Origin of the sequence: Pedobacter steynii (assembly GCF_900103665.1) — a bacterium.
Lineage (GTDB): Bacteria > Bacteroidota > Bacteroidia > Sphingobacteriales > Sphingobacteriaceae > Pedobacter > Pedobacter steynii.
On record NZ_FNGY01000002.1, the window covers coordinates 606,006 to 626,895 of the forward strand.

12 protein-coding genes are annotated in these 20,890 nt (G+C 43.6%); 6 read left to right on the forward strand and 6 right to left on the reverse strand.

Going from position 1 to position 20,890, the window contains the following annotated elements; genetic code table 11:
* The first annotated feature begins 18 nt into the window (after positions 1–18).
* The 4 genes from BLQ87_RS06760 (at position 19) to BLQ87_RS06775 (ending at position 10,168) form a co-directional block, all read left to right on the forward strand.
* Positions 19–2,568 (forward strand): alpha-amylase family protein, encoded by a 2,550-nt coding sequence (locus BLQ87_RS06760; protein WP_074605368.1) that lies wholly within the window; start codon positions 19–21, stop codon positions 2,566–2,568.
* 10 nt (positions 2,569–2,578) lie between these two features.
* Positions 2,579–4,843: an alpha-N-acetylglucosaminidase gene (locus tag BLQ87_RS06765; protein WP_083361730.1), complete on the forward strand. Its 2,265-nt coding sequence runs from the start codon at positions 2,579–2,581 to the stop codon at positions 4,841–4,843.
* 294 nt (positions 4,844–5,137) lie between these two features.
* On the forward strand, positions 5,138–8,401 hold the full coding sequence (locus tag BLQ87_RS06770; protein ID WP_083361731.1) for a SusC/RagA family TonB-linked outer membrane protein: 3,264 nt from the start codon (positions 5,138–5,140) through the stop codon (positions 8,399–8,401).
* A gap of 12 nt (positions 8,402–8,413) precedes the next feature.
* The gene (locus BLQ87_RS06775; protein WP_074605369.1) at positions 8,414–10,168 is read left to right on the forward strand and encodes a RagB/SusD family nutrient uptake outer membrane protein; all 1,755 of its coding nucleotides are present in this window, start codon (positions 8,414–8,416) and stop codon (positions 10,166–10,168) included.
* Positions 10,169–10,273: 105 nt separating this feature from the next.
* On the opposite strand, the gene BLQ87_RS06780 is transcribed toward BLQ87_RS06775, so the two are convergent.
* The 6 genes from BLQ87_RS06780 to BLQ87_RS06805 all read right to left on the reverse strand — a co-directional run bounded on the left by BLQ87_RS06780 (position 10,274) and on the right by BLQ87_RS06805 (position 17,897).
* A complete protein-coding gene (locus BLQ87_RS06780) occupies positions 10,274–13,279 on the reverse strand; it encodes a glycosyltransferase family 117 protein (RefSeq protein ID WP_074605370.1) in 3,006 nt (1,001 codons plus the stop codon).
* Between the two features lie 111 nt (positions 13,280–13,390).
* Complete coding sequence (locus tag BLQ87_RS06785) at positions 13,391–14,572, reverse strand: THUMP-like domain-containing protein (RefSeq protein ID WP_074605661.1); 1,182 nt, start codon at positions 14,570–14,572, stop codon at positions 13,391–13,393.
* An 11-nt stretch (positions 14,573–14,583) separates the two neighbouring features.
* Positions 14,584–15,861, reverse strand: coding sequence for an aspartate kinase (locus tag BLQ87_RS06790; RefSeq protein WP_074605371.1), 1,278 nt, complete (start codon positions 15,859–15,861; stop codon positions 14,584–14,586).
* A gap of 2 nt (positions 15,862–15,863) precedes the next feature.
* Positions 15,864–16,679, reverse strand: a complete 816-nt coding sequence (locus BLQ87_RS06795) for a DUF3298 and DUF4163 domain-containing protein (RefSeq protein WP_083361732.1) — start codon at positions 16,677–16,679, stop codon at positions 15,864–15,866.
* Positions 16,680–16,737: 58 nt separating this feature from the next.
* Positions 16,738–17,205, reverse strand: coding sequence for a GNAT family N-acetyltransferase (locus BLQ87_RS06800; RefSeq protein WP_074605373.1), 468 nt, complete (start codon positions 17,203–17,205; stop codon positions 16,738–16,740).
* Entirely contained in the window at positions 17,205–17,897 is a 693-nt protein-coding gene (locus BLQ87_RS06805; RefSeq protein WP_074605374.1) for a YggS family pyridoxal phosphate-dependent enzyme, read from the reverse strand. The genes BLQ87_RS06800 and BLQ87_RS06805 overlap by 1 nt, the downstream gene beginning before the upstream one ends.
* A 71-nt stretch (positions 17,898–17,968) precedes the next feature.
* On the opposite strand from BLQ87_RS06805, the gene BLQ87_RS06810 reads away from it, so the two are divergent.
* Together BLQ87_RS06810 and BLQ87_RS06815 are read left to right on the forward strand one after the other, a co-directional pair.
* Positions 17,969–18,472, forward strand: a complete 504-nt coding sequence (locus BLQ87_RS06810; protein ID WP_074605375.1) for a DUF4296 domain-containing protein — start codon at positions 17,969–17,971, stop codon at positions 18,470–18,472.
* A gap of 8 nt (positions 18,473–18,480) precedes the next feature.
* A complete protein-coding gene (locus BLQ87_RS06815) occupies positions 18,481–20,853 on the forward strand; it encodes an endonuclease MutS2 (protein WP_074605376.1) in 2,373 nt (790 codons plus the stop codon).
* Positions 20,854–20,890: the final 37 nt, after the last annotated feature.

Sequence of the window (20,890 nt, forward strand, 5' to 3'; positions counted from 1 at the left end):
ACCTTCAAAAAAAATCCGATGCTCAATTATCATCAGTTAAAAAGACCTTTAATCGCCACAGTTTTTCTGTTGCTCGGTTATTCCGCAAAATCCCAGCAGATTACCCTAAAAAATGACCTCATACAACGTACCTTTTCTTATCAGGGAAAAGTTTGGCGGACCATAAAGTTTTCAAATGGGGATGGAAGCCGTGTACTGAATGTAACTAGTGAGGAGTTCAACATCTTGCCCCTGGATGGAAATAAAACGCTTTCCGTGGCTGATTTTACCTCCCTGGGGAAACCAAGGTTTTACAAACATGGGGATACTACCTTTCTGGAAATCAAATACAAGCCACTGTCGGCTGCACGGGCAAACAGCGCATGTCCTGAATTGCTGGTTGTAAATCATTTTGTCGCCAAAGGAGACCGTGTAATCCGTAAAAAAATCAGGATGTTATTCTCTGAACAAGCTACTGTTGACCGGCTTGAGGTGGAGCGTTTTGTGGCAAAAGGAGATCAGCAGGGAGGAGGCCGTGGTGAACCTGTGTTTGTGGACCATTCCTGGTTTTTTGGATTGGAATATCCGGGAGGATACAGCCGTTGCAGGAATGGCAATTTTCCGGCTTCCTTTAGCCGCTATTATGACAAGGTTGGAAATTATAGTTTCATTGACCTGGAAGGCAGGGATATTGAACCGGACAGCCTGAATGGATTGATCCGTCTGATGCATTTTCCCGGCTATGCGCTTCCGCATCAACAGCAATTTGAGCTGAATAGTAAAGTGAGCGTGGTTGGCGTTTCTTCCCCACAGCAGGATGTCAGACAGGCTTTTATGCAATACCTCAGTACCATTTGGAAAGCCCCCCGTTCCTTCCTGAATTATAACAACTGGTTTGACCAAAAGGCTAAAAACCTGAAAGGAGATAACTTTGTGGAGGTCTATAAACAATATAAAAACATACTCGATCCTTATGGGATTAAAATCGATGCGATGGTGCCCGATGATGGATGGCAGGATAGAAAAGGCATCTGGAATCCTTCACCGGCTTTTTTCCCTCAGGGAGATACTGACCTGGAGCTGCTGAGCCAGAAGTTAAAAAAGGAAGGTACCGGCTTTGGCTTGTGGTTATCTTTAAACAGCTACAATAACAATATAGACTGGGGCTTAAAGAATGGCTACCGGGAAGCAGGCAGGAATGCTTATTTTAAACAATATGGGCGTTATTATAGCTTGTCGGCCACCAAATACAGAGATGAAATATTAAAGCGGATTCCTGAACTGGCAAAGAAGGCCAACCTGGTTTACTTTAAGCATGACTTTAATGAGCTGTGTGATTTGTCGGAGGGAAACAATCATCCTGCAACCGACAGGCATGGCCATGAGGCAAATCTGGATGTGGCCTTACAGGTGCTTGTCGCCACCAAAAAGGTGAAACCGGAAATCTTTCAAAACCTCACCAACTGGATCTGGTTCTCTCCATGGTGGTTACAGTATGCCGATTACCTGTGGATGCTGGCCGGCGACGATGGTATCAATGGCAATACGCCTGAGATCTCCACCAAGGCCATGTTTTCAACCGACAGGGATACCTATATCTGGCGCTTATATGGTAATCCCGCAGACCAGCCCCTTGTGCCAATTTCACGTTTGATGACCCATGGTATTCTTCAAACTTCTCCCGCCGATAAAGAGATTCCTTTACAGGATTGGATGGATTATGTATTGATGCATTACGGCAGGGGAACGTTACTTAAAGAATGGTACATCTCCTTAGATGCTATGACAACCGAACAATGGAAAACCCTGAGTTCCGTACACAGCTGGGCGAAACAGCATGAAGCAGCCTTAAATAATGTCCGCTTTGTGGGAGGCCGGCCGGATGAAGGAAATGCTTATGGTTACATCGGATGGGAAAAGAATAAAGGCGTTTTTGTAGCCCGCAATACCGGGCCTGCAGCGCAGAAGCTGGTGATTCCATTTAATGAGGCGATGGGTTTTTATGGCGCTAAAGGAACTTACAAAGCGAATGTGGTTTATCCATATCAGGACCTTTACCCTGCCACTTTTAAATCAGGCGAAAATATAGAAATTGAAATCCCGGGTTATTCGACGATGGCCTTTGAATTTGAACAGGGAACATCATCAGCAGACAAAACACCAGAGCGCAACATAGATTTTAGCACGACAAAAGTATCCGCGCAGACGCTAAAGACGGTATTGACCATACCTGCCAATGTAAAGCGCCGCTGCGATTTATTACTGATCGGTTATCCGCAAATACCTGACATCAGCATCAATGGTAAAACGCTTCCTTTTAGCCGGCAAACCAAAGCATTACTGAACAATTTTGCAAGCTATGCAATTTCAGGAATGCCAAGTACCAAAGCGGCAGACTGGAAAATGGCAGCGATCGATTTATCGGCATATGCCGGACAAACGGTCGAAATTGTCTACAGCCAAAAAGGAAAATTTGAAAGCCATCTTTTATATGAAAAAAATGTCGAGCAGAAAAGCTCCTGGCTCCTAAAAACGGAGTTGTTGCCACTTACAAATGATACCAGACGAGGTGTAATTCAACTGTACTAAAAAAAACAATATGATAAAGAAAATTGCCTGTGTTATTTTATGGAGTATCTGTGGTCATCCTCTTTTTTCTCAAACGCTTGCTAAGGAAGTTTCGACTCCCAATATAAAAGCGACGAAAGCTTTATTGCAAAGGGTATTGCCAAAACACCATGATCAGCTGTCTGTTGAATTTATCGCGGCGGACAATGGAAAGGATGTCTTTGAATTGGAAAGTAAGGCTGGAAAGGTGGTGTTGAGGGGAAACAATACCGTATCCATAGGTTCTGCACTGAACTGGTACCTGAAATATTATTGTCGGGCACAGCAAAGCTGGTGCGGCGACAATATGGACCTGCCTGAAACATTGCCCCTGATTCGGGAGAAGCTGAGGATTTCATCGCCTTACAGAGACCGGGCATACCTCAACTACTGTACTTTTAATTATTCTATGGCCTGGTGGGATTGGGAACGCTGGGAAAAAGAGATCGACTGGATGGCTTTGCATGGCATCAATATGCCGCTTGCAATTACCGGGCAGGAGGCAGTCTGGCAGAACACCTTATTGCAATACGGAATGAGCAACGACGAAATCCGTTCTTTCCTGGTAGGGCCGGCATTTCAGGCCTGGCAATGGATGACCAATATAGAGGGGATTTATGGACCCCTCCCACAAAAATGGATAACGCGCAGCGTTGAACTGGGCAGGAAGATCCTGCAGCGCGAAAGGGAGCTGGGGATGAAGCCCATCCTTCAGGGCTTTACAGGATATGTACCCATCAAGTTAAAAGAGAAACATCCGGCAGCAAAAATCTTAAAGAAACCCATTTGGTTCTATGTTGGAGAAGGTACGGCACAGTTAGATCCGCTGGATCCTTTGTTCGCCAGGATGACAAAAACATTTCTGAAAGAACAACAAAAACTTTTTGGAACAGATCATATTTATGCTGCGGATCCCTTTCACGAAGGAACACCTCCGGTGGAAGGTGATGATTACCTGGCTTCGGTGGGAAAAGCAATTTATAAGGCGACCACTGCGGTAGATCCAAAAGCGGTCATTGCCATGCAAACCTGGGATATGCGTAAACCAATTGTACAGGCGATTCCGGAAGATAGAATCCTGATGCTGGACCTGAATACGGCGAGATGGAAAAAGAGTGAAGCTTTTTGGGGCAGGCCATGGCTTGCAGGGATCATCCATAATTTTGGGGGCAATACGGCCATGGGTGGTGACCTTGATGCGGTCCTGGGACGTTACCCCGCGCTGTTAAACGAACCTGCTCAAACTAAGGCATTAAAGGGGATCGGGATGTTTCCTGAGGCCATTGAGCACAACCCTGTGATTTATGAGGCTGCCAGTGAGATGGCCTGGCACCGGGAAAAACCGGATACCAAAACCTGGTTACAGGATTACCTGAAGGCGAGATATGTTTCCCTGGATCAACATACGACCATCGCCTGGGACACTTTGCTGCGTACTGCTTATGGCAAGCATGGTGTGGAAACCTTTATGGAATCAACCATCTGCGCAAGACCTGCACTTCAGGTGAATGGGGCTTCGCCAAATGGGGCACTGAATCAGGAAAAGAACTACCGCTTTGCAAGTTTATGGGAAGCGCTGCTGGCGTTAAAACAAGCCTCAGCGGAAATCCGGCAAAAAGATACTTACAAATATGATCTAGTTGATTTAATGCGCCAGTGTATGGCCGATCTTGCCATCCCTGTACAGAAAAGAATGGCCGGATCTTATGAGCAAGGGAAGGCAGCAGACTTCCAGTCGTACAGTAAACAGTTTTTGGATCTTATGGAAGATTTTGACCGCTTATTGGGTACAAGAAAGGAGTTTTTACTGGATAAATGGGTAGCTGATGCCAGGGCAATCGGAACTAATGATGCAGAGAAAGCACTTTATGAAAAAAATGCCAGGGGTCTGGTGACGATCTGGGGTCCATACGATCCCAATGCCATTCAATACGATTATTCCGCCCGGCAATGGAACGGCCTGGTGAGTAGTTTTTATCAGCCCAGATGGCAGATGTTCATTGATTTCTTAACAGCAGAGCTGAAAAAAGAGCCCGCAATAAGGTATCAGGAAATTAAGATCAATCACCGTTTTAACCGCCCTGCAAACGAAGCAAATGCATTTTATAAGATGATCTCCAGATGGGAAGCCGATTGGGTGAATAAACCAGGGAAGTTAAAGACCATCAAAGCCCTGGGAGCTGAAAATGCGACAGTTGATCTGCTTTACCGTAAATGGCTGCCCGTTGCAGAAGAGCTGTATTTGCAGAAAAAATAAGAGAAGTGCAGTAGTTGATTTGGCCGTTTTTCCTATCGAAAAACGGCTTTTTTTATGTTGAAAAATGGCTTTTTTCATATAATAGGTATAGATGTTTAATCCTTTTGCAATCGCGGATGCGATATCAATAATCCCCCCGCATAAGTTTTTTTAATTTTTTTTGAATCATTTGGTTCGCGAAAAGTACTTGTTAATATAGAGCTCCTGATCAGGGGCTCCATGATCCGGGTCTTCCTTAGCAATAAGATCCTTTTTCAATCAACTAAGTATTAACCAAACCAAACAACTAAATGTATGAAACTTAAAAATTTACTTTTTTGTAGGGCATCAGTTTTTGTACTGGCACTATTAGGGGGGAGTTTAGCCGCAGACGGGCATGAACAAAACCACCTGATGTTTTCAGGAACCAACGATTTAACGATCCCGGATGCTAAAATTGGGCGTTCTATTACTTTTGCCATCATCAAGGGCAAGGTGGCAGATCAAAAAGGAGAGGGCTTACCAGGGATTAGCGTTAAGGTGAACCGAACCGGGGCTTCCGCGCAGACAGACGGAAATGGTCATTTTCAAATTAGCGCAAATGTGGGGGATGTCCTCTCCTTTACTGCGATTGGTTATCTTCCCAAAAAGGTGACGGTAGTAAATGAGAATGCGGTATTGAACGTGACACTTGAGGAGGAGGATAAAAAATTAGAGGAGGTCGTAGTGGTCGGCTATGGTTCGCAAAAAAAGGTCAGTTTAACCGGAGCCATCAGTACCATTAAAACCGCCGATATTGCCAGTATCCCGGTCAGCAATTTATCCAATGCATTAGCAGGAAGATTACCTGGGGCCACCATTGTAGGTTCCTCCGGTTTAGCTGGTGCGGCGTCCAGTATCCGCATCCGTGGAAGTTTTGTCGAACCGCTTTATGTAATTAACGGGATCATCAAAACAAAAGCTGATTTCGACGCTTTGAATGCCAATGAGGTAGAGAGCATCAGTATTTTAAAAGATGCCGCAACTGCTTCGGTTTATGGCTCAAAAGCAGGAGATGGGGTAGTTTTGGTGACCACAAAAAAAGGGGTCATTCAAAAGCCAACTTTTGATTATTCCAACTCTTTTTCATTTTCGAATACCACACAGCCACAACAGGATTTTACCGCAACTGAAGAGTTAAGGTATAACAATAATGTAGCAAGAGGAAAGGGGCTGGCCGAACCTAACGGGCCGGTACTTTTTGATTATTTCAAAGACAAAAGCTATAGTATCAACGATTACATCTGGCGGAATCCCAGCGTACAGGAGCATAATGTTGGTTTACGCGGCGGATCGGAAATCATACAATATAACATGAACCTGGCCTACCATACCGAAAAGGGTTCCTATAATAACCTGGATTTTAACCGTTATAATTTTCGTTCAGACATCACGGCCAATGTATCGAAAAAAATAAAAATCAACTTAAACCTTAGCGGTAACCAACGTAATTTTAACAGGTGGTACTGGCCGTATGATGATCCCGCAAGTACAACGGTGGGTGATTTTTACCGGGCCACTTTTAACTGGACCCGTTTGTACCCGTTTTATGTAGATGCTGCCGGAAATCCTTCCTACAACAGCGGCGATTCGCCGGTAATTGCCGGTTCCTGGAGCCCGGTCTGGGCGGTTAACAATAGCCCGGCTTACATCCACAATAAACTGCGCACTCTTGATGGGATTTTGCGGTTTGACGCCGATTTAAGTGATTATGTACCTGGCCTGTCCACCGCTGTTCAGGCTCAGTACAATGCCAATGACAATAATATCAAATCATTTGTTGTTTTTAATGAGGTTTACAAATTTCAATCGAATCCAAACAGCCTGAATAATAAATATGTTCCCGGGCCAATAGATCCGACGCAAATTAATATTCATACCATGAGTAATAACTATCCAAATATCCGGGAAGGATTTGGATTGGGAGATAGCTATACGCTGAATTGGTTTTTAAACTACAATAAAATTTTTGGTAAGCACAACATCAGTGCGATGACAGCTTATGAACAGGCGAGAACAAATAGTAAAAGTTTGACCGGGATGCGCCAAAAACTGCTGGTCAACACGATCGATCAGCTTTTTAATGCTTCAGATGATGCGGTTAACAGCACTTTCTCCGGTGGCGAAAGTATAGAAACACGCTCTTCTGTTATCGGTCGTCTGAATTACAGTTATGCAGATAAATATATCGCAGAATTTTCCTTCCGTGAAGATGGTAATTTCAGGTTTGCACCGGGTAAACGTTGGGGCTTTTTCCCCTCCGGTTCTGCGGCCTGGCGCATCAGTCAGGAAAATTTCATGAAGGATATCAAATGGTTGTCTGAATTAAAGTTAAGGGGATCCTTTGGTACCTCTGGTAATGATTTAGCCGGCACTTCATCAAATGCGATTGCTCCTTTTCAGTGGAGCCAGAATTTCATTAAATCTATCGGCACTGTATTTGGCTCCGGCTTGGTTGATGGAATTGCCCCAGGTACTTTACCTAATCCTGATATCACCTGGTCTACGACTAAAATGTTTAACGTTGGTCTGGATTTTGGCTTTTTTGATCATCGGTTAACTGGTTCCGCGGAATATTTTACGAAAAAAACTTCTGATATTTTAGGTACAAGATTCGCTTCTACTCCCAGTACTTTAGGTGCAGCTTTGCCTGCCGTTAATTACGCCGCAAGATCATGGAAGGGTTTTGAATTCTCGACCGCCTGGAGTGATACCAAAGGGGAAATCAATTATTCCGTTTTTGCAAATATGGGGTATTCCAGAGATCGGTGGGATGTGTTAGATCAGGCACCTGCTTTAACTGATGGCACCTATCTGAACAACTGGAGAAGCGCTCTTGGCCACCCGGGCAACCGGATATATGGCCTTCAGTCTTTCGGGATCATTCGTACCCAGGCAGAACTGGACGCCTTGCCAGCCACCTATACACAATTCGGTCTTAAGCCTAAATTGGGTTATATTTTATACAAAGATATCAGGGGCGCAAATTTCTCTGAAGGAGCCGACGGTAAAATTGACGACAACGATATGACTTACTTATCTGACAACGCAATTCCGCGTATTAATTTTGGTTTTGGCTTTCGGGTAGCCTGGAAAGGCATTTCATTGGCTACTCTTTTTCAGGGGGTAAGTGCATTTGATAAAATCGTGAATACCGGAAATACCTCATCAGGAGGGGTGTTTCAAACGGGAGACAGGCCATATTTTGCATTATGGGCTAAAGATTACTGGACTCCTGAAACACCTAACGCGAAATATCCAATGGCTTCTGATATGTTTGGCGATCAGAATGTTGGCGGTGGTCCTTCGACTTTCTGGATTCGTAACGGGGCTTATATCCGTTTAAAGAATATTGATCTGGGCTATGAACTACCCGGTAAATGGATTAAACGTGTTGGCCTGCAAAAAGTAAGGGTTTTTGCCAATGGAACAAACCTGTTTGTCATCACAGGCTTCAAAGAACACGATCCTGAGCAGGAACGTTTGGATTCTTATCCGCTAATGAAGACCTATACGGCAGGTTTAAATGTTACATTTTAATCTTTATAAATCATGAGAAAATTAAAATATAGTTTATATACATTGCTATGTACATTAATGATAGCAGTAGTTTTTAATAGTTGTAAAAAGGTTTTAGATCAGTCAGAAAATTTAAGTCAGTATCCACCTGGAAATGTGTTTAATGACCTGTCTCTGTCTAATGCCTATCTGGCCAATTTATATGGTACCGCATTGCCTGTAGGATGGCCTGTCAATGATGGTAATTCTGCAGATGAAAGTGGCGGTATTACCGGACTTGATGCCATTACACCAAGTAGCGGAAGATCCTTTTGGCCATATGACACCATTAGAAAACTTAATATTTTTATAAGTTCCATTCCTACCGGCACCTTGCCCGATGCGACCAAAAGTAATTTAATTGCACAGGCTAAATTTTTAAGGGCGTTTTTATACTTTAAAGCGGTAGTCTTTCATGGAGGTGTACCGATTATTAAGGTAGCTCAGGGATTAACTGATGATTTAAAAGTACCGAGAAATTCTACAGCCGAGTGTTTTACCTTTATTGAAGCCGATTTGAATGAGGCAGAAACAGCCTTACCACCAAAATATTCCGGAAATGACCGTGGAAGAATAGATCAGGCAATCGTTAAGGCATTTAGAGGAAGGGTGTTGTTGTATAAAGCATCACCTCAGTTTAATTCCGGTAATCCTTACGACAACCAATATTGGGCTGCAGCTTATAAAGCCAATAGCGAAGCAAAGACCTTTTTGGATGCAAATGGCTATGGCCTGTTGGAGAATTACAGTAATATTTTTACGGTAAAGGGCAATAAAGAATGTATTATGTCCATTATCGGGCTTAATCCGGGAAGGGTAAATTTGCGCGGTGATGATGCCGTTCGCCCGCTTTCAGAATCGAAAAATGCGACAGGTGGTGATCAGCCAATCTGGTCGCTGGTGCAAGCTTATCCGATGTTAGATGGTAAAAAAATAAGCGATCCTACTTCTGCTTATACTTACAATGAGCAGACTTTCTGGTTAAACAGAGATCCGCGTTTTGCCCAGACCATTGTTTATAATGGGGCCCCTTTTGCATTGAGCGGTAAGGCTGGCCGGCGACAATATACGATGAAGAACATCGCTTCTTCACTGGACGCCTTTGGTTTTGCCATCCAGGGAGAGAATAGTTATCGGACCGGCTTTTTTACCAGTAAAGGCTTAAACCTGGCTTTACCTGCCCCGCCAACTACGAGTGATTACGACTGGAATGAGATCAGGTATGCTGAAGTTTTGTTTAACCTGGCAGAAAGTGCAAACGAAACCGGACGTAGCAACGAATCTTTAGCGGTGTTGATGGCGATCAGAAAACGGGCCGGTATCCTTCCTGGAGCAGATGGCATGTATGGCCTGAAAGCAGGGATGAGCCGCACCGAGATGCGCAACGCTATTTTAGATGAAAAGTATCTGGAATTTGCTTTTGAAGGAAAACGGTATTGGGATTTACGTCGCCATCGCCTGTTTGCGACGAAATTAAATGGCATACATAAATATGGGATGATGGCTACTTTGGTGAATGGCCGTACCGCAGATCAGGTGAATCAAACGGATATCAGTAGTGCAGCTGCTTATTCCTTATTACCTGATAATTTTGGTTACACCGTTACGGAATTGATTACTTCGGGTGCTAAAGCAATGGTCGTGCCTGATACTTATTATTTCTTTCCAATTCCATTAACGTTCCTAAACCAAAATCCAAACCTTAAGCAGAATATTGCCTGGGGTGGTACATTCAATCCTGAATTATAAAGCTGATGCGCTCTTAATTAAGTAAGTGAAGGTGTCCAAATGGACTGTCCCGGAAAGCAACTGGCTTTTTGGGACAGTCCATTTTCAGACACCTTTTTTGTTTCATTATCCGAGTGATTTCGTAAAAATACTTTCAAAGGTTTTGAACTTCTCTTTAATCTCTCTATTTAGCGCTCCCTGTTTGTTTTTCTCTGTTTCCTGATCCAGCCCATTCAATACAGACATACCCCACTGTATATTTCTGAGATAACCACGCTGAATATCCGGGGACAAAGTGGCAATATAATTCAGCTCCTGATCCAGAAAAGAAACGGTTGCTTTGGCCATGATATTGGCCTGCTGTACATCATTCAAATGATAGAGAATGCTGATTGCATCAAATTTGTTTAAGGTATCCCTTATTTCATAATTCCTTAATGGAAGGTCTTTGATGCTTTTCATCATCAGCGCATGGGCAGCTTTGTTGTTACCTTCATTGATGAGGTTTGAGGCGAGGGTGTTGTTGGAAGACCAGGTTCCCTGAGCTATCCCGCGACTTTGTTCATCGAGGTAACTGGCCTTGTTGAATCCCGAAAAGTCCATTTTGTTCATCACATTCTCATACATCACCTCAGTATTGGTCACCTGAGATTTGTCTCTGGTATCTTTCGGGTCTCTTTTTAATGGCAACAGGCGATAGGCATAACCTTCCAGATAAAGGTATTTGTCCAGCCCCATATAGGTATCCTGAGTAGAAGAGTTTGCAAAATAGATCGGTCTTTTCCAGTTGTTATTGGCCAGGATATCGAATACTGCAAGGTCTGCTTTGCCGATAAACTTTTTATCAATTGTCCATTCCATGCTGGATGTTGCCTTTTCTCTATCCCCGGCTTTTATCGTTTTTGTCTTTACCAGTTGATCAGCATCTACATTTAGTTTCAGCTTTCTGCTGGGCAGGAAGTTCTCGAAAGAACCATCAGCCATTTCTAATTTATCTGCTTTATTGTCGGAAGTGAGGACGGCCATCAGGTCTTTCAGTTCTACACTGTCGGTAAATCCATAATCCACATAAGGAATATAGTCGCGGACTCCTTTTTGATATTTCTCGCTGGCCATCGTAACCGGAAGCGGAGCAGAATTGTTGACCTGCTTTTTCAATTGATTAATGTAATCATCATCGCTGAGAAATTGCATACAAATCACCCGGACATCTGTCCGGATGCCTTCCACCTCCTGCGCATACCATAAGGCAAAAGTATCATTGTCTGCATTGGTGAAAAGAATGGCATTCGCTGCACAGGAACTCAGGTAATTGCGGGCCCAGTCTCTGGCCGTTGTTTTTGCAGATCGGTTATGATCATCCCATCCCTGACTTGCCATGAGTACCGGAACGGCAAGTAAAGCAACAAGGGAAGCGGTAATCAGGCTTAATCTGCCCGGAGCAAAGCGTTGTAAAGTTTCTTTCAATCCCAACACACCAAAGCCGATAAAGATACAGAAGGCATAAAATGAGCCGACATAGGCATAGTCACGTTCTCTGGGCTGTAAGGGGTCCTGATTGAGGTATAGGATAATGGCCAGACCAGTGAAAAAGAAGAGCGTAGCGATCACTAAAGTCGCCTGTCTGTTCTTTCTATACAGGAACAGCAAACCTGCAATTCCGAGAATCAATGGCAATCCATAATACACGTTGTGCCCTTCGTTGGATTGAATAGAGGCGGGGAGGTTTGTCTGTGAACCCAGTCGGGCGCCATCCAATGGTTTAATCCCACTGAGCCAGTTGCCCGCATCATTGTTTCCATTTCCCTGGATGTCGTTCTGGCGGCCCACAAAGTTCCATAAGAAATACCGCATGTACATGAAGCCTACCTGATAAGAACTGAAGAAGCTCAGGTTTTGCGCAAAGGTTGGTGTTTCTCCTTCTCCCATTCCCAGCCATTGCCTGTAATAGGCCGCATGTCCGTCTTTGGAGCTATGCGTACGTGGAAAAAGGAGGTTCTTATCATAATTCACTTTAAATGATTTACCGGAAACTTCATATTTGTCTTTCCCTTTACGGTATTCCGTTCCGGTATCCTTATAGTCCGTTTGTTTGGCGTCGAAAGTCTTTCCGTATAAGAGTGGTGTTTCTCCATAATTGGTTCTTCCAAGGTAGCTGTACAAAGAAAAAGGATTGTCAGGATTAGACAGGTTGATGTTGGGTTTGGCATTCGCCCTGATCAGGGTAACAAAATAAGAGCTAAAGCCAAACAGGATAAATGCGAGGCAAAGCAGGCTCAGGTTCATGTTGTATTTTCTATGCTGAACCGAATAATAAATGCCATAACTAATGGCCGCAATGAGCAGCAGGATAAAAGCCATTGCCCCATAGCCAAAGCTGAAGCCAAGTGTGTTGACAAAGAACAGGTCGGACTTCGCCGCAAATAACACCAGATACTGTACGATTACAATCTGTACCGTACCGACAATCAGACAGGCCAATGCAAATGCTTTTAGGGTACCCAACCAGGTTACCTGCTTTGTTTTTTTGAAATAATAGACCAGTACAATCGCCGGAATGGTGAGTAAGCTCAGTAAATGGGCGCCGATGGATAAACCCACAAGAAAAGAAATGAAAACCAGCCAGCGGTTGTCCAGGTCACTTTCCCATTTCAGGATTGCCCAGAATACGATGGCGGTGAAGAGGGTGGATAAAGCATAAACCTCTGATTCCACTGCTGAAAACCAGAAGGTATCGGAAAAGGTATAGGCCAATGCGCCAACTACGCCCGCAGAGATGAGCCCGAGGGCTTCCAGTGTAGTTTTTTCTTTAGGATATAATTTGGAAGCCATTGCAGTAATGGTCCAGTAGAGAAACATGATCGTGGCCCCGCTAAATAAAACAGAGCTGAAGTTGATCCAGTACGCCACTTTGTTGGCATCGCCCATGGCGAGTGTAGAAAATAATTTACCGATCATCATGAACAAAGGTGCCCCGGGCTGATGCCCGACCTGTAATCTGTAACTTGCAGATATGAACTCCCCACAATCCCAGAAGCTGACGGTCGGTTCCATCGTCATCCAGTAGACAAAGCTGGCAATTCCAAAGAGGAGGAAACCAACCAGGTTATTGATTCGGCGGTAATTTTTCATGATTAAAGGTTTTGATTTTTGGTTAATCAAAAATAACTAAATCATTAAAGTGTAGCCTTTTGTAAATGTTAAAGTATGTTAAAGAATGTTAAATTTTTGAGATATAGTCCTTTAGTAATGCTGTTCGATGGTCGCATCAATAATCAGGTACCCCTCCTTTTTACTTTGAGTGAAAATCAGGAACCGGTGGTTATCCGGCTTAATCTTGTACTTCTTTACCAGGTTTTCTGCTTTGTCCTGGTAATTTCTGGCAATGACATTTCCCCTTAAGTCTTTTTCCTTTTTGAGTTCAGTGGCCGGAAGGAGGCGGTTGATACGGAACCTTCTGCCCGGAAATTCAGGAACGATATGGTCTGAAGTGTAAAGCTGTGTTTGTGAATGTAGTTTTTGAAGGCCATACCGGGAAGCAATCAGGTTGAAAGCCCCGCCTTTAAGTAAAGCAGTATCGGGCTCATACAGGTATTGCTGTAGTTCCACCGCGGTGATTTCTGCTGCAGTATCTTCTTCTCCTTTGAAAAAGCTAAAGCTTTTCTGTTGTTCATTGAGGGTCGTAGATACGATTTTTACCTGTTCCGGCGCAGTTTTCTGTAAGATCCAAAGCAGTTCTTTACATTCGTTTCTGACACTCACCACATGGACTTCTGCTACATTTTTCAATTCCTTTAAACCGGCGCTAATGTCCAGCAGCGGGGCTGTTTTAATGATGATCCTGTTGCTGTGGGACAGGAGCAGGTCCAGGTGTGTGACCACATCAGGCGTGCAATCCTTTAACATGAAGACCTTTCCAGCCTGACTTCTTCTTGCCGGATCGATGTAAATATTATCGAATTGTGTTTTGGTGTCTTCCAGGTAGGCCATGCCATCTCCCGCCAGAAACTGAATATTATCCTGGTTCAGTGCTGTTGCATTGTGCGCCGCGATTGCTGAAAGTTCTTCGTTGAGCTCACAATGGGTCACAGATTTCAGTCTCTTGGAAAAGTAAAGGCTGTCCACCCCAAAACCGCCGGTCAGGTCGATCAGTGTTTCTCCCTGTACAAGACTGGCTTTATAGGCCGCAGTGCTTTCAGAAGAACATTGTTCAATAGATAAGAGCAGGGGGTAATAGATGCGTTCCTGATGGTACCAGGTAGGCAATTTCTTTACCGATTTATTTTTAGCGGCAATCTGATTGGCCAGTTCTTTTGAACTGACCTCAGGAAAGGGACTTTTAGCCATAGCGATTTTATGTACATCGTCATTTAAATGATGATTGATGTATTGTTGTACTTCGCTATCTAAAATATGATCGTTCAAAAGCTGATGATTTAAGCGGCAGTAGTTTGGTCTTTCATCACAATCTGACAAGTATGTCTGCTTTTCACTTCCAGCAAAATGTTCTTGTTGACCGTTACACGATCAATCGTTTGCTGGTTGTAATACCTGATGGTGACCAGTTCCAGACCAGTATTGTATTTCACTTTGTAATGTACAGACAGCTCTTCAATCAGTTTTTGTAATTTTTCAGGATCTTCATCAATGCTCACCGAGAAACTGATCGCAGAGTTCAGCATGGTATTGATCTTCACTTTGTGATTATGGAAAAGGCTGAAAATATCGCTCAGGTTCTCCTCAATGATGAAAGAGAAATCTTTAGGAAAAATAGAGATCAGGACCTGCTGTACTTTAAAGATAAAAGAAGGCACAGGCAACTGGTTTTCCGATGCGGTAATGTCGGTTCCTTCGGCTTCCGGATGAAGGAAAGAACGCACGTACAAAGGAATGTTTTTATTCTGAATCGGCTTAATGGTTTTTGGGTGGATCACCGTTGCGCCATAATAGGCCAGTTCTATGGCATCATGGTAGGATAGCTGTGGAATCCGCTCTGTTTCATCAAACCATTTGGGATCTGCATTGAGTACGCCCGGAACATCTTTCCAGATCGTTAAGGATTGCGCATTCAGGCAGGAAGCAAAAATGGCCGCTGAGTAATCGGATCCTTCGCGACCTAAGGTGGTGGTGAAGTTTTCGCTTGTACCGCCAATAAAACCCTGGGTAACGCCAATCTGGTGTTCCAGGACAGGAGCGAGGTTGTGCTGGATTTCCTGTTCCGTCTTTTCCCAGTTTACGTTTCCCTCCCGGTAGTTGTTGTCCGTCTGGATGAAATTTCTGGCATCCAGCCATTTTGCATTGCTGCCATCCAGGCTTAAGTAGGCGGCCACAATTTTAGTAGACACGATTTCACCGATGGAAACGATCTGGTCATAGATATAATCAGGCGCATCATCAGGTGCTTCCTCAATCAGCCAGTCGACCTCCACAAAGCTGTTCGCAATGTCGTTATATACCGGGTGCTGGTGGTCTGGAAACAGTTTTTCCAGGATGCCAAAATGATAGGCTTTTACTTCTTCAAAAAGCTGATGCGTTTCTTCCTCTTCGCCATGCAAATACGCGCGGGTAAGTGCTTCGAGCTTATTGGTCATTTTTCCCATCGCAGAGACTACGATCAGGAGTTTTTCTTTGGGATAGCGTTTAACGATTTGCGCAAGATTGATCACGCCTTCTGCATCTTTCACAGAAGCGCCTCCAAATTTGAATACGAGCATAGTTATAGTGTCGGACTGAGTAAAGTATTAGGTTTGGCAACGGTTTTTAGTTCACTGAAAGGAATGAGCAATTCAGTGCTTCCATAAGCGTATGCCTTAATTTCGTATGGATTGTAAAGGAATTTTAATCCTTCTTTAGTAATGGTAAAATTGCGGTTTAAGCTAAAGGTATCTTTTTCGAAAAAATAACCGTCTTTCAGGCTTGCTGTAGGAGTAAGCTTCTCATTTTTTCTGAATATCTTCTCTGCAATAGCGGTCAGCTCAGGAAGGCCTCCTTCTTTGATCAGCGATTCCAGGGTGATTTCCTTTAAGGTTTTTGGATCCAGGTTCCAGTACACCATCGCACTGTTGGGATGGGCACCACCTGCATAGCTCACATTGCTGTGCTCCAGGCAAAGGTAATCCGGCTGGGTAACGAGCACTTTCGTTTGGTCGTCCAGGAACCAGGCAGACTGTGTTCCTCCGTTTTCTTTATTGAATTCATCAAACCCTTCCACAAAAGAAGTGGCCAGTTCTTTATAAGTCTTGTTCGTGTTTTGATCCGTTTGCTCTGCAGCCTTTACCGCCATTTGCTCAATCAGCTGGTTTAACTTTTGATCAGAAAATAACGGATAGACAATCTTTGCATAAGCGGTATCGGTATTGCCTTTTTCAGCCGGCTTGCTGAGTTTACTGAAAACCTGCAGGCTATCGTATTTGAAGGTTAAGCCGCTGCTGGCAGTAGTGCCGGCAATGCTGTCTGTCTGAGCAGTCGTTTTCTTTTCACTTTGACAAGCGATGACGCTTAAAGAAATCAATAGTATACCTAATCTTTTCATCTGATGTTTTATTTTATTTAAACCATTCTCTCTGCAAAGGTCATGCCTTTAAAGCGGATTATTTTGCAATCTGCTCTTTTGAAAAGGAAGCATTTAACCAGCCCGTCTCAATCTGAGCAGCATACTTATTGTAAAAATTGATCGCCGGTTCGTTCCAGTCGAGCACCTGCCAGGTCATCCCGTTGTAGTTCTTTTCCTGTGCTTCTTTCATCACCGTTTCAAAAAGGATTTTCCCTACGCCTTTACCTCTGTAGCTTTCGGTCACAAGAAAGTCTTCCAGGTATAGCCGACAGCCTTTCCAGGTCGAATATCTGGTGTAGTATAAAGCAAAACCGATGATCTGATGCTCATCTTCGGCAACAAAAGCTTTCCAGACCGGTGTTGCACCAAATCCGGCATCCTCAAATTCTGCCAGGGTAACCGTTACTTCTTCCGGCGCTTTTTCATATAGTGCAAGTTCATTGATCAGTTCTAAAAGTCTGGCGCAATCTTCTTGTTTTGCAACTCTGATGATGATGTTATCCATTAGGCTTCCTCTTTCCAGTGTTTAATTTTTCTTTTACCAAATATACTGCTGCCCACACGAACCATGGTGCTTCCTGCTTCGATGGCGAGCTTATAGTCTCCCGACATGCCCATAGAGACCTCTTTAAAGCTGTCTTCTTTTCTGAAAAAGCTCACTTTGATGCCGTCAAAAAGGACTTTCAGTTCCGTAAATTCGTCAAGAGTTTGTTTTTCCAGTGCATTATTGCTGGCAATTCCCATTAAGCCGACGATCCTGACATTTTTCAGGGCTGCAAACTCTTCTGAGCGCAGCAGTTCGACCGCTTCGTCAAATCCAAGACCAAACTTCGTGTCCTCGTCTGCAATATAAATCTGAAGCAGGCAATCGATCACTCTTTTATTTTTTGCGGCTTGTTTATCTATCTCCAGCAACAATTTTAAGCTGTCCACAGATTGGATCAGGCTGATGAAAGGGGCAATGTATTTGACCTTATTGGTCTGTAAATGACCGATCAGGTGCCATTCAATATCTTGTGGAAGTTGTGCTTGTTTTTCTACCAGTTCCTGTACGATGTTCTCACCAAACACCCTTTGTCCGGCGTCATAAGCTTCCTGTACCGCTGCCGCTTCCTGGTATTTAGATACGGCGATTAATTTCACCGCGATCTCATCCAATTCGTTTTTATATTTTAATAAGTTATCTGCTATACTCATTTATCAGTATTTTTGGTAAAATTAAGAACCTTAGCGAACTTTGTCTAAGAAATAATGATGTTTTAAGCATAATGAGAAACTTTCTATATATCGTCTTCCTTTTTTTACTGATTTCAGGCTGTAAACCCGGTATTCCCAAGCAGGTCATTCAACCCGATCAGATGTCAGGACTTTTGGCTGATATCCATATCGTTGACGGCTATGTATCCTCGATTCCAAGTTCTGATTCTGCGAAAAAAGTGGCTGCAGCTTATTATAAAGGGATCTATAAAAAGTATGGCGTAGATTCTGCGAAGTATGCAAAGAGTATGGCGTATTACAACAGTGAACCAAAGGTATTGGATGAGATTTATACCAAAGTAGTAGCCGACCTGAGCAGACAGAAAGCGATTGTTGTAAAGTCGGATTCCCTGTCGAATGCAAAAATCCAGAAAGCGTTATCCTTAAAAAACTCTGCTGATTCGCTGTTGAGAGCGGATCCGGAGTACAAAATCCGTTTCCTTCTGAAAGATACCACGAAGAAGAAAATTGATTTTATTCAACCAAAGATGGTTTATAAAGAACCCAAATTATAAATATAAGTATGTTATATCCGGAGAATTGTTTAGAGCGTTTGGGTTTTAGTGAGGTCAGACAACTTATTCATAAACACTGCTTAAGCCCAATGGGACAGCAGATGGTCGATAAAATGCAGGTCATGACGAAGTATGACCAGATCAATAAGTTTTTACGACAAACCAATGAATTTAAAAGTATCCTGGAAAACCAGGAACCCCTGCAAATCAGTACCTTTTTTGATATTAAAAGCCTTGCCGATAAGATTAAGGTAGAAGGAACGTACCTCGTAGAAGAGGAATTGCACCAAATGTATGCCTCCCTGCAGACCGTATTTTCGGTGCTCAGGTTTTTTGAAGAAAGAAAAGAAGTTTATCCCAACCTGGAAGCCTTATTGGAACACCTTCCTGTAGAGAAGAATATCCTGAAAAGAATTGAGACTGTTCTTGATCCTAAAGGAAAAATTAAGCCGAATGCATCTGCGACTTTGCAGACCATTATCGGCGACATTTCCAAAGCAGAACAGGACGTCCGCAAGCGGATGGATTCCATTTTTAAGCAGGCAGTAGGCAACAACTGGGTGGCAGATGGAAGTCTGACCATTCGTGATGGAAGGATGTGTATCCCGATCCTTGCCGAGAATAAAAGAAAACTGAAAGGTTTCATCCATGATGAGTCTGCCAGCGGGCAAACGGTGTATATGGAGCCGGAAGAGGTCTTTACGCTAAATAATAAGCTGAGAGATCTGGAGTTTGATAAACGCCGGGAGATCATTAAGATCCTGATTGCGCTGACCACCGATTTGAGGCCTTATACGCCTTTATTGTTGTCGTACCATGGATTCCTGACGAAACTGGATTTTGTTCGTGCAAAAGCCCTGTTTGCCATAGAGGTGGAAGCCGATATGCCGGTGCTGATCAAGGAAGCACAAACCAAACTGATCAATGCACGTCATCCTTTGTTGTACCTTTCTTTTAAGGCAGATAAAAAGACGGTTGTACCGCTGAATATTCACATCACTCCGGAGCTTAGGATTGTATTGGTTTCCGGACCAAATGCGGGAGGAAAGTCGGTCTGTATGAAAACCGTAGGGCTCTTGCAGCTCATGGTGCAATCGGGTTTACTGATTCCTGTTCATGAATCAAGTGAGGTGGGGATTTTTGAAAATATCTTCGCCGATATCGGTGATGATCAGTCTATAGAGAGTGATTTGAGTACCTATAGTGCCCACTTAACGAAAATGCGTTATTTCGTAGCACATGCTTCTCCGAAAACACTGGTGCTGATCGATGAGTTCGGAACAGGGACCGATCCTCAGTTTGGAGGGCCGATGGCGGAAGCGGTACTGGAAGTGTTAAACAACAGGAAAGTAAGGGGCGTGATTACCACTCACTATTCCAACCTGAAGCTTTTTGCCGGCAATACCCCGGGATTGGAAAATGCATCGATGTTGTTTGATAACGACAAGATGAAGCCGCTGTATGTATTGGAACTCGGGAAACCGGGAAGTTCTTATGCTTTTGAGATTGCACAGAATATCGGCCTTCAGAAAGAAGTGCTGGAACTGGCAAGAGCAAAAACAGGAACCAACCAGAACAGGATCGACAGCTTGCTGGTAGACCTGGAACGGGAAAAAAAGCAGATCTACGATACGAAACTGCATTTGTCTACGCAACAGAACAAGGTGAAAAACCTCGTTGCTGAAAATGAGAAACTGAAACTGTTTTTAGATGAAAACAAGAAAGTGCTCATCAAGGAAGCGAAGCTGGAAGCGCAGGCGATCATCAAAAACGCCAATAAGCTGGTCGAAAATACCATTGCCGAAATTAAAGAGAACCAGGCCGATAAGACCGTAACGAAGCAATTGCGCCAAAACCTGCAAAAGGTATTGGTTCAGAATCAGGTCAAAGAAGAAAAGAAACCTGAGGTTGCGGTTCCGTTAAATACGCCTATTGAGGTGGGCGACTGGGTGCAGCTGAATAACAGCGAAACCACGGGACAGGTCTTAGAGATCAACCGGGATAATTTGGTAGTGGCCTTAGGTGATCTGCGTTCTGTGTTAAAGAAAAACAGGGTCTACAAAATCAGCAATAAGCAAGCTAAAAAAGCCATTCAGAACAACTCTTATACCGGAAGTATTTCTGAGGCGATTGGCAATTTTACGGCAGAGCTGGACCTTAGGGGGATGCGTGGCGATAATGCGCTTCATGAGGTGGAGAAATATCTGGACAAATCGATCATGCTGGGCTTTCCTTTCATTAAGCTGATTCATGGAAAGGGAGATGGGATTCTAAGAAAGCTGATCCGTGAGTACCTGAAAAAATACAGTCAGGTGAACCGGGTAGAAGATGAACATGCGGATAGAGGAGGCGATGGCATCACTTACGTATATTTCAATTAAGTAAACATAATCAGGACATTGCTGTTATATTTATAAA

What these genes read in the sequence shown, in the direction of transcription:
- BLQ87_RS06760 (WP_074605368.1), top strand. Translation starts at nt 19, where the DNA reads ATGCTCAATTATCATCAGTTAAAAAGACCTTTAATCGCCACAGTTTTT.
- BLQ87_RS06765 (WP_083361730.1), top strand. Translation starts at nt 2,579, where the DNA reads ATGATAAAGAAAATTGCCTGTGTTATTTTATGGAGTATCTGTGGTCAT.
- BLQ87_RS06770 (WP_083361731.1), top strand. Translation starts at nt 5,138, where the DNA reads ATGAAACTTAAAAATTTACTTTTTTGTAGGGCATCAGTTTTTGTACTG.
- BLQ87_RS06775 (WP_074605369.1), top strand. Translation starts at nt 8,414, where the DNA reads ATGAGAAAATTAAAATATAGTTTATATACATTGCTATGTACATTAATG.
- BLQ87_RS06780 (WP_074605370.1), bottom strand. Translation starts at nt 13,279, where the DNA reads ATGAAAAATTACCGCCGAATCAATAACCTGGTTGGTTTCCTCCTCTTT.
- BLQ87_RS06790 (WP_074605371.1), bottom strand. Translation starts at nt 15,861, where the DNA reads ATGCTCGTATTCAAATTTGGAGGCGCTTCTGTGAAAGATGCAGAAGGC.
- BLQ87_RS06795 (WP_083361732.1), bottom strand. Translation starts at nt 16,679, where the DNA reads ATGAAAAGATTAGGTATACTATTGATTTCTTTAAGCGTCATCGCTTGT.
- BLQ87_RS06800 (WP_074605373.1), bottom strand. Translation starts at nt 17,205, where the DNA reads ATGGATAACATCATCATCAGAGTTGCAAAACAAGAAGATTGCGCCAGA.
- BLQ87_RS06805 (WP_074605374.1), bottom strand. Translation starts at nt 17,897, where the DNA reads ATGAGTATAGCAGATAACTTATTAAAATATAAAAACGAATTGGATGAG.
- BLQ87_RS06810 (WP_074605375.1), top strand. Translation starts at nt 17,969, where the DNA reads ATGAGAAACTTTCTATATATCGTCTTCCTTTTTTTACTGATTTCAGGC.
- BLQ87_RS06815 (WP_074605376.1), top strand. Translation starts at nt 18,481, where the DNA reads ATGTTATATCCGGAGAATTGTTTAGAGCGTTTGGGTTTTAGTGAGGTC.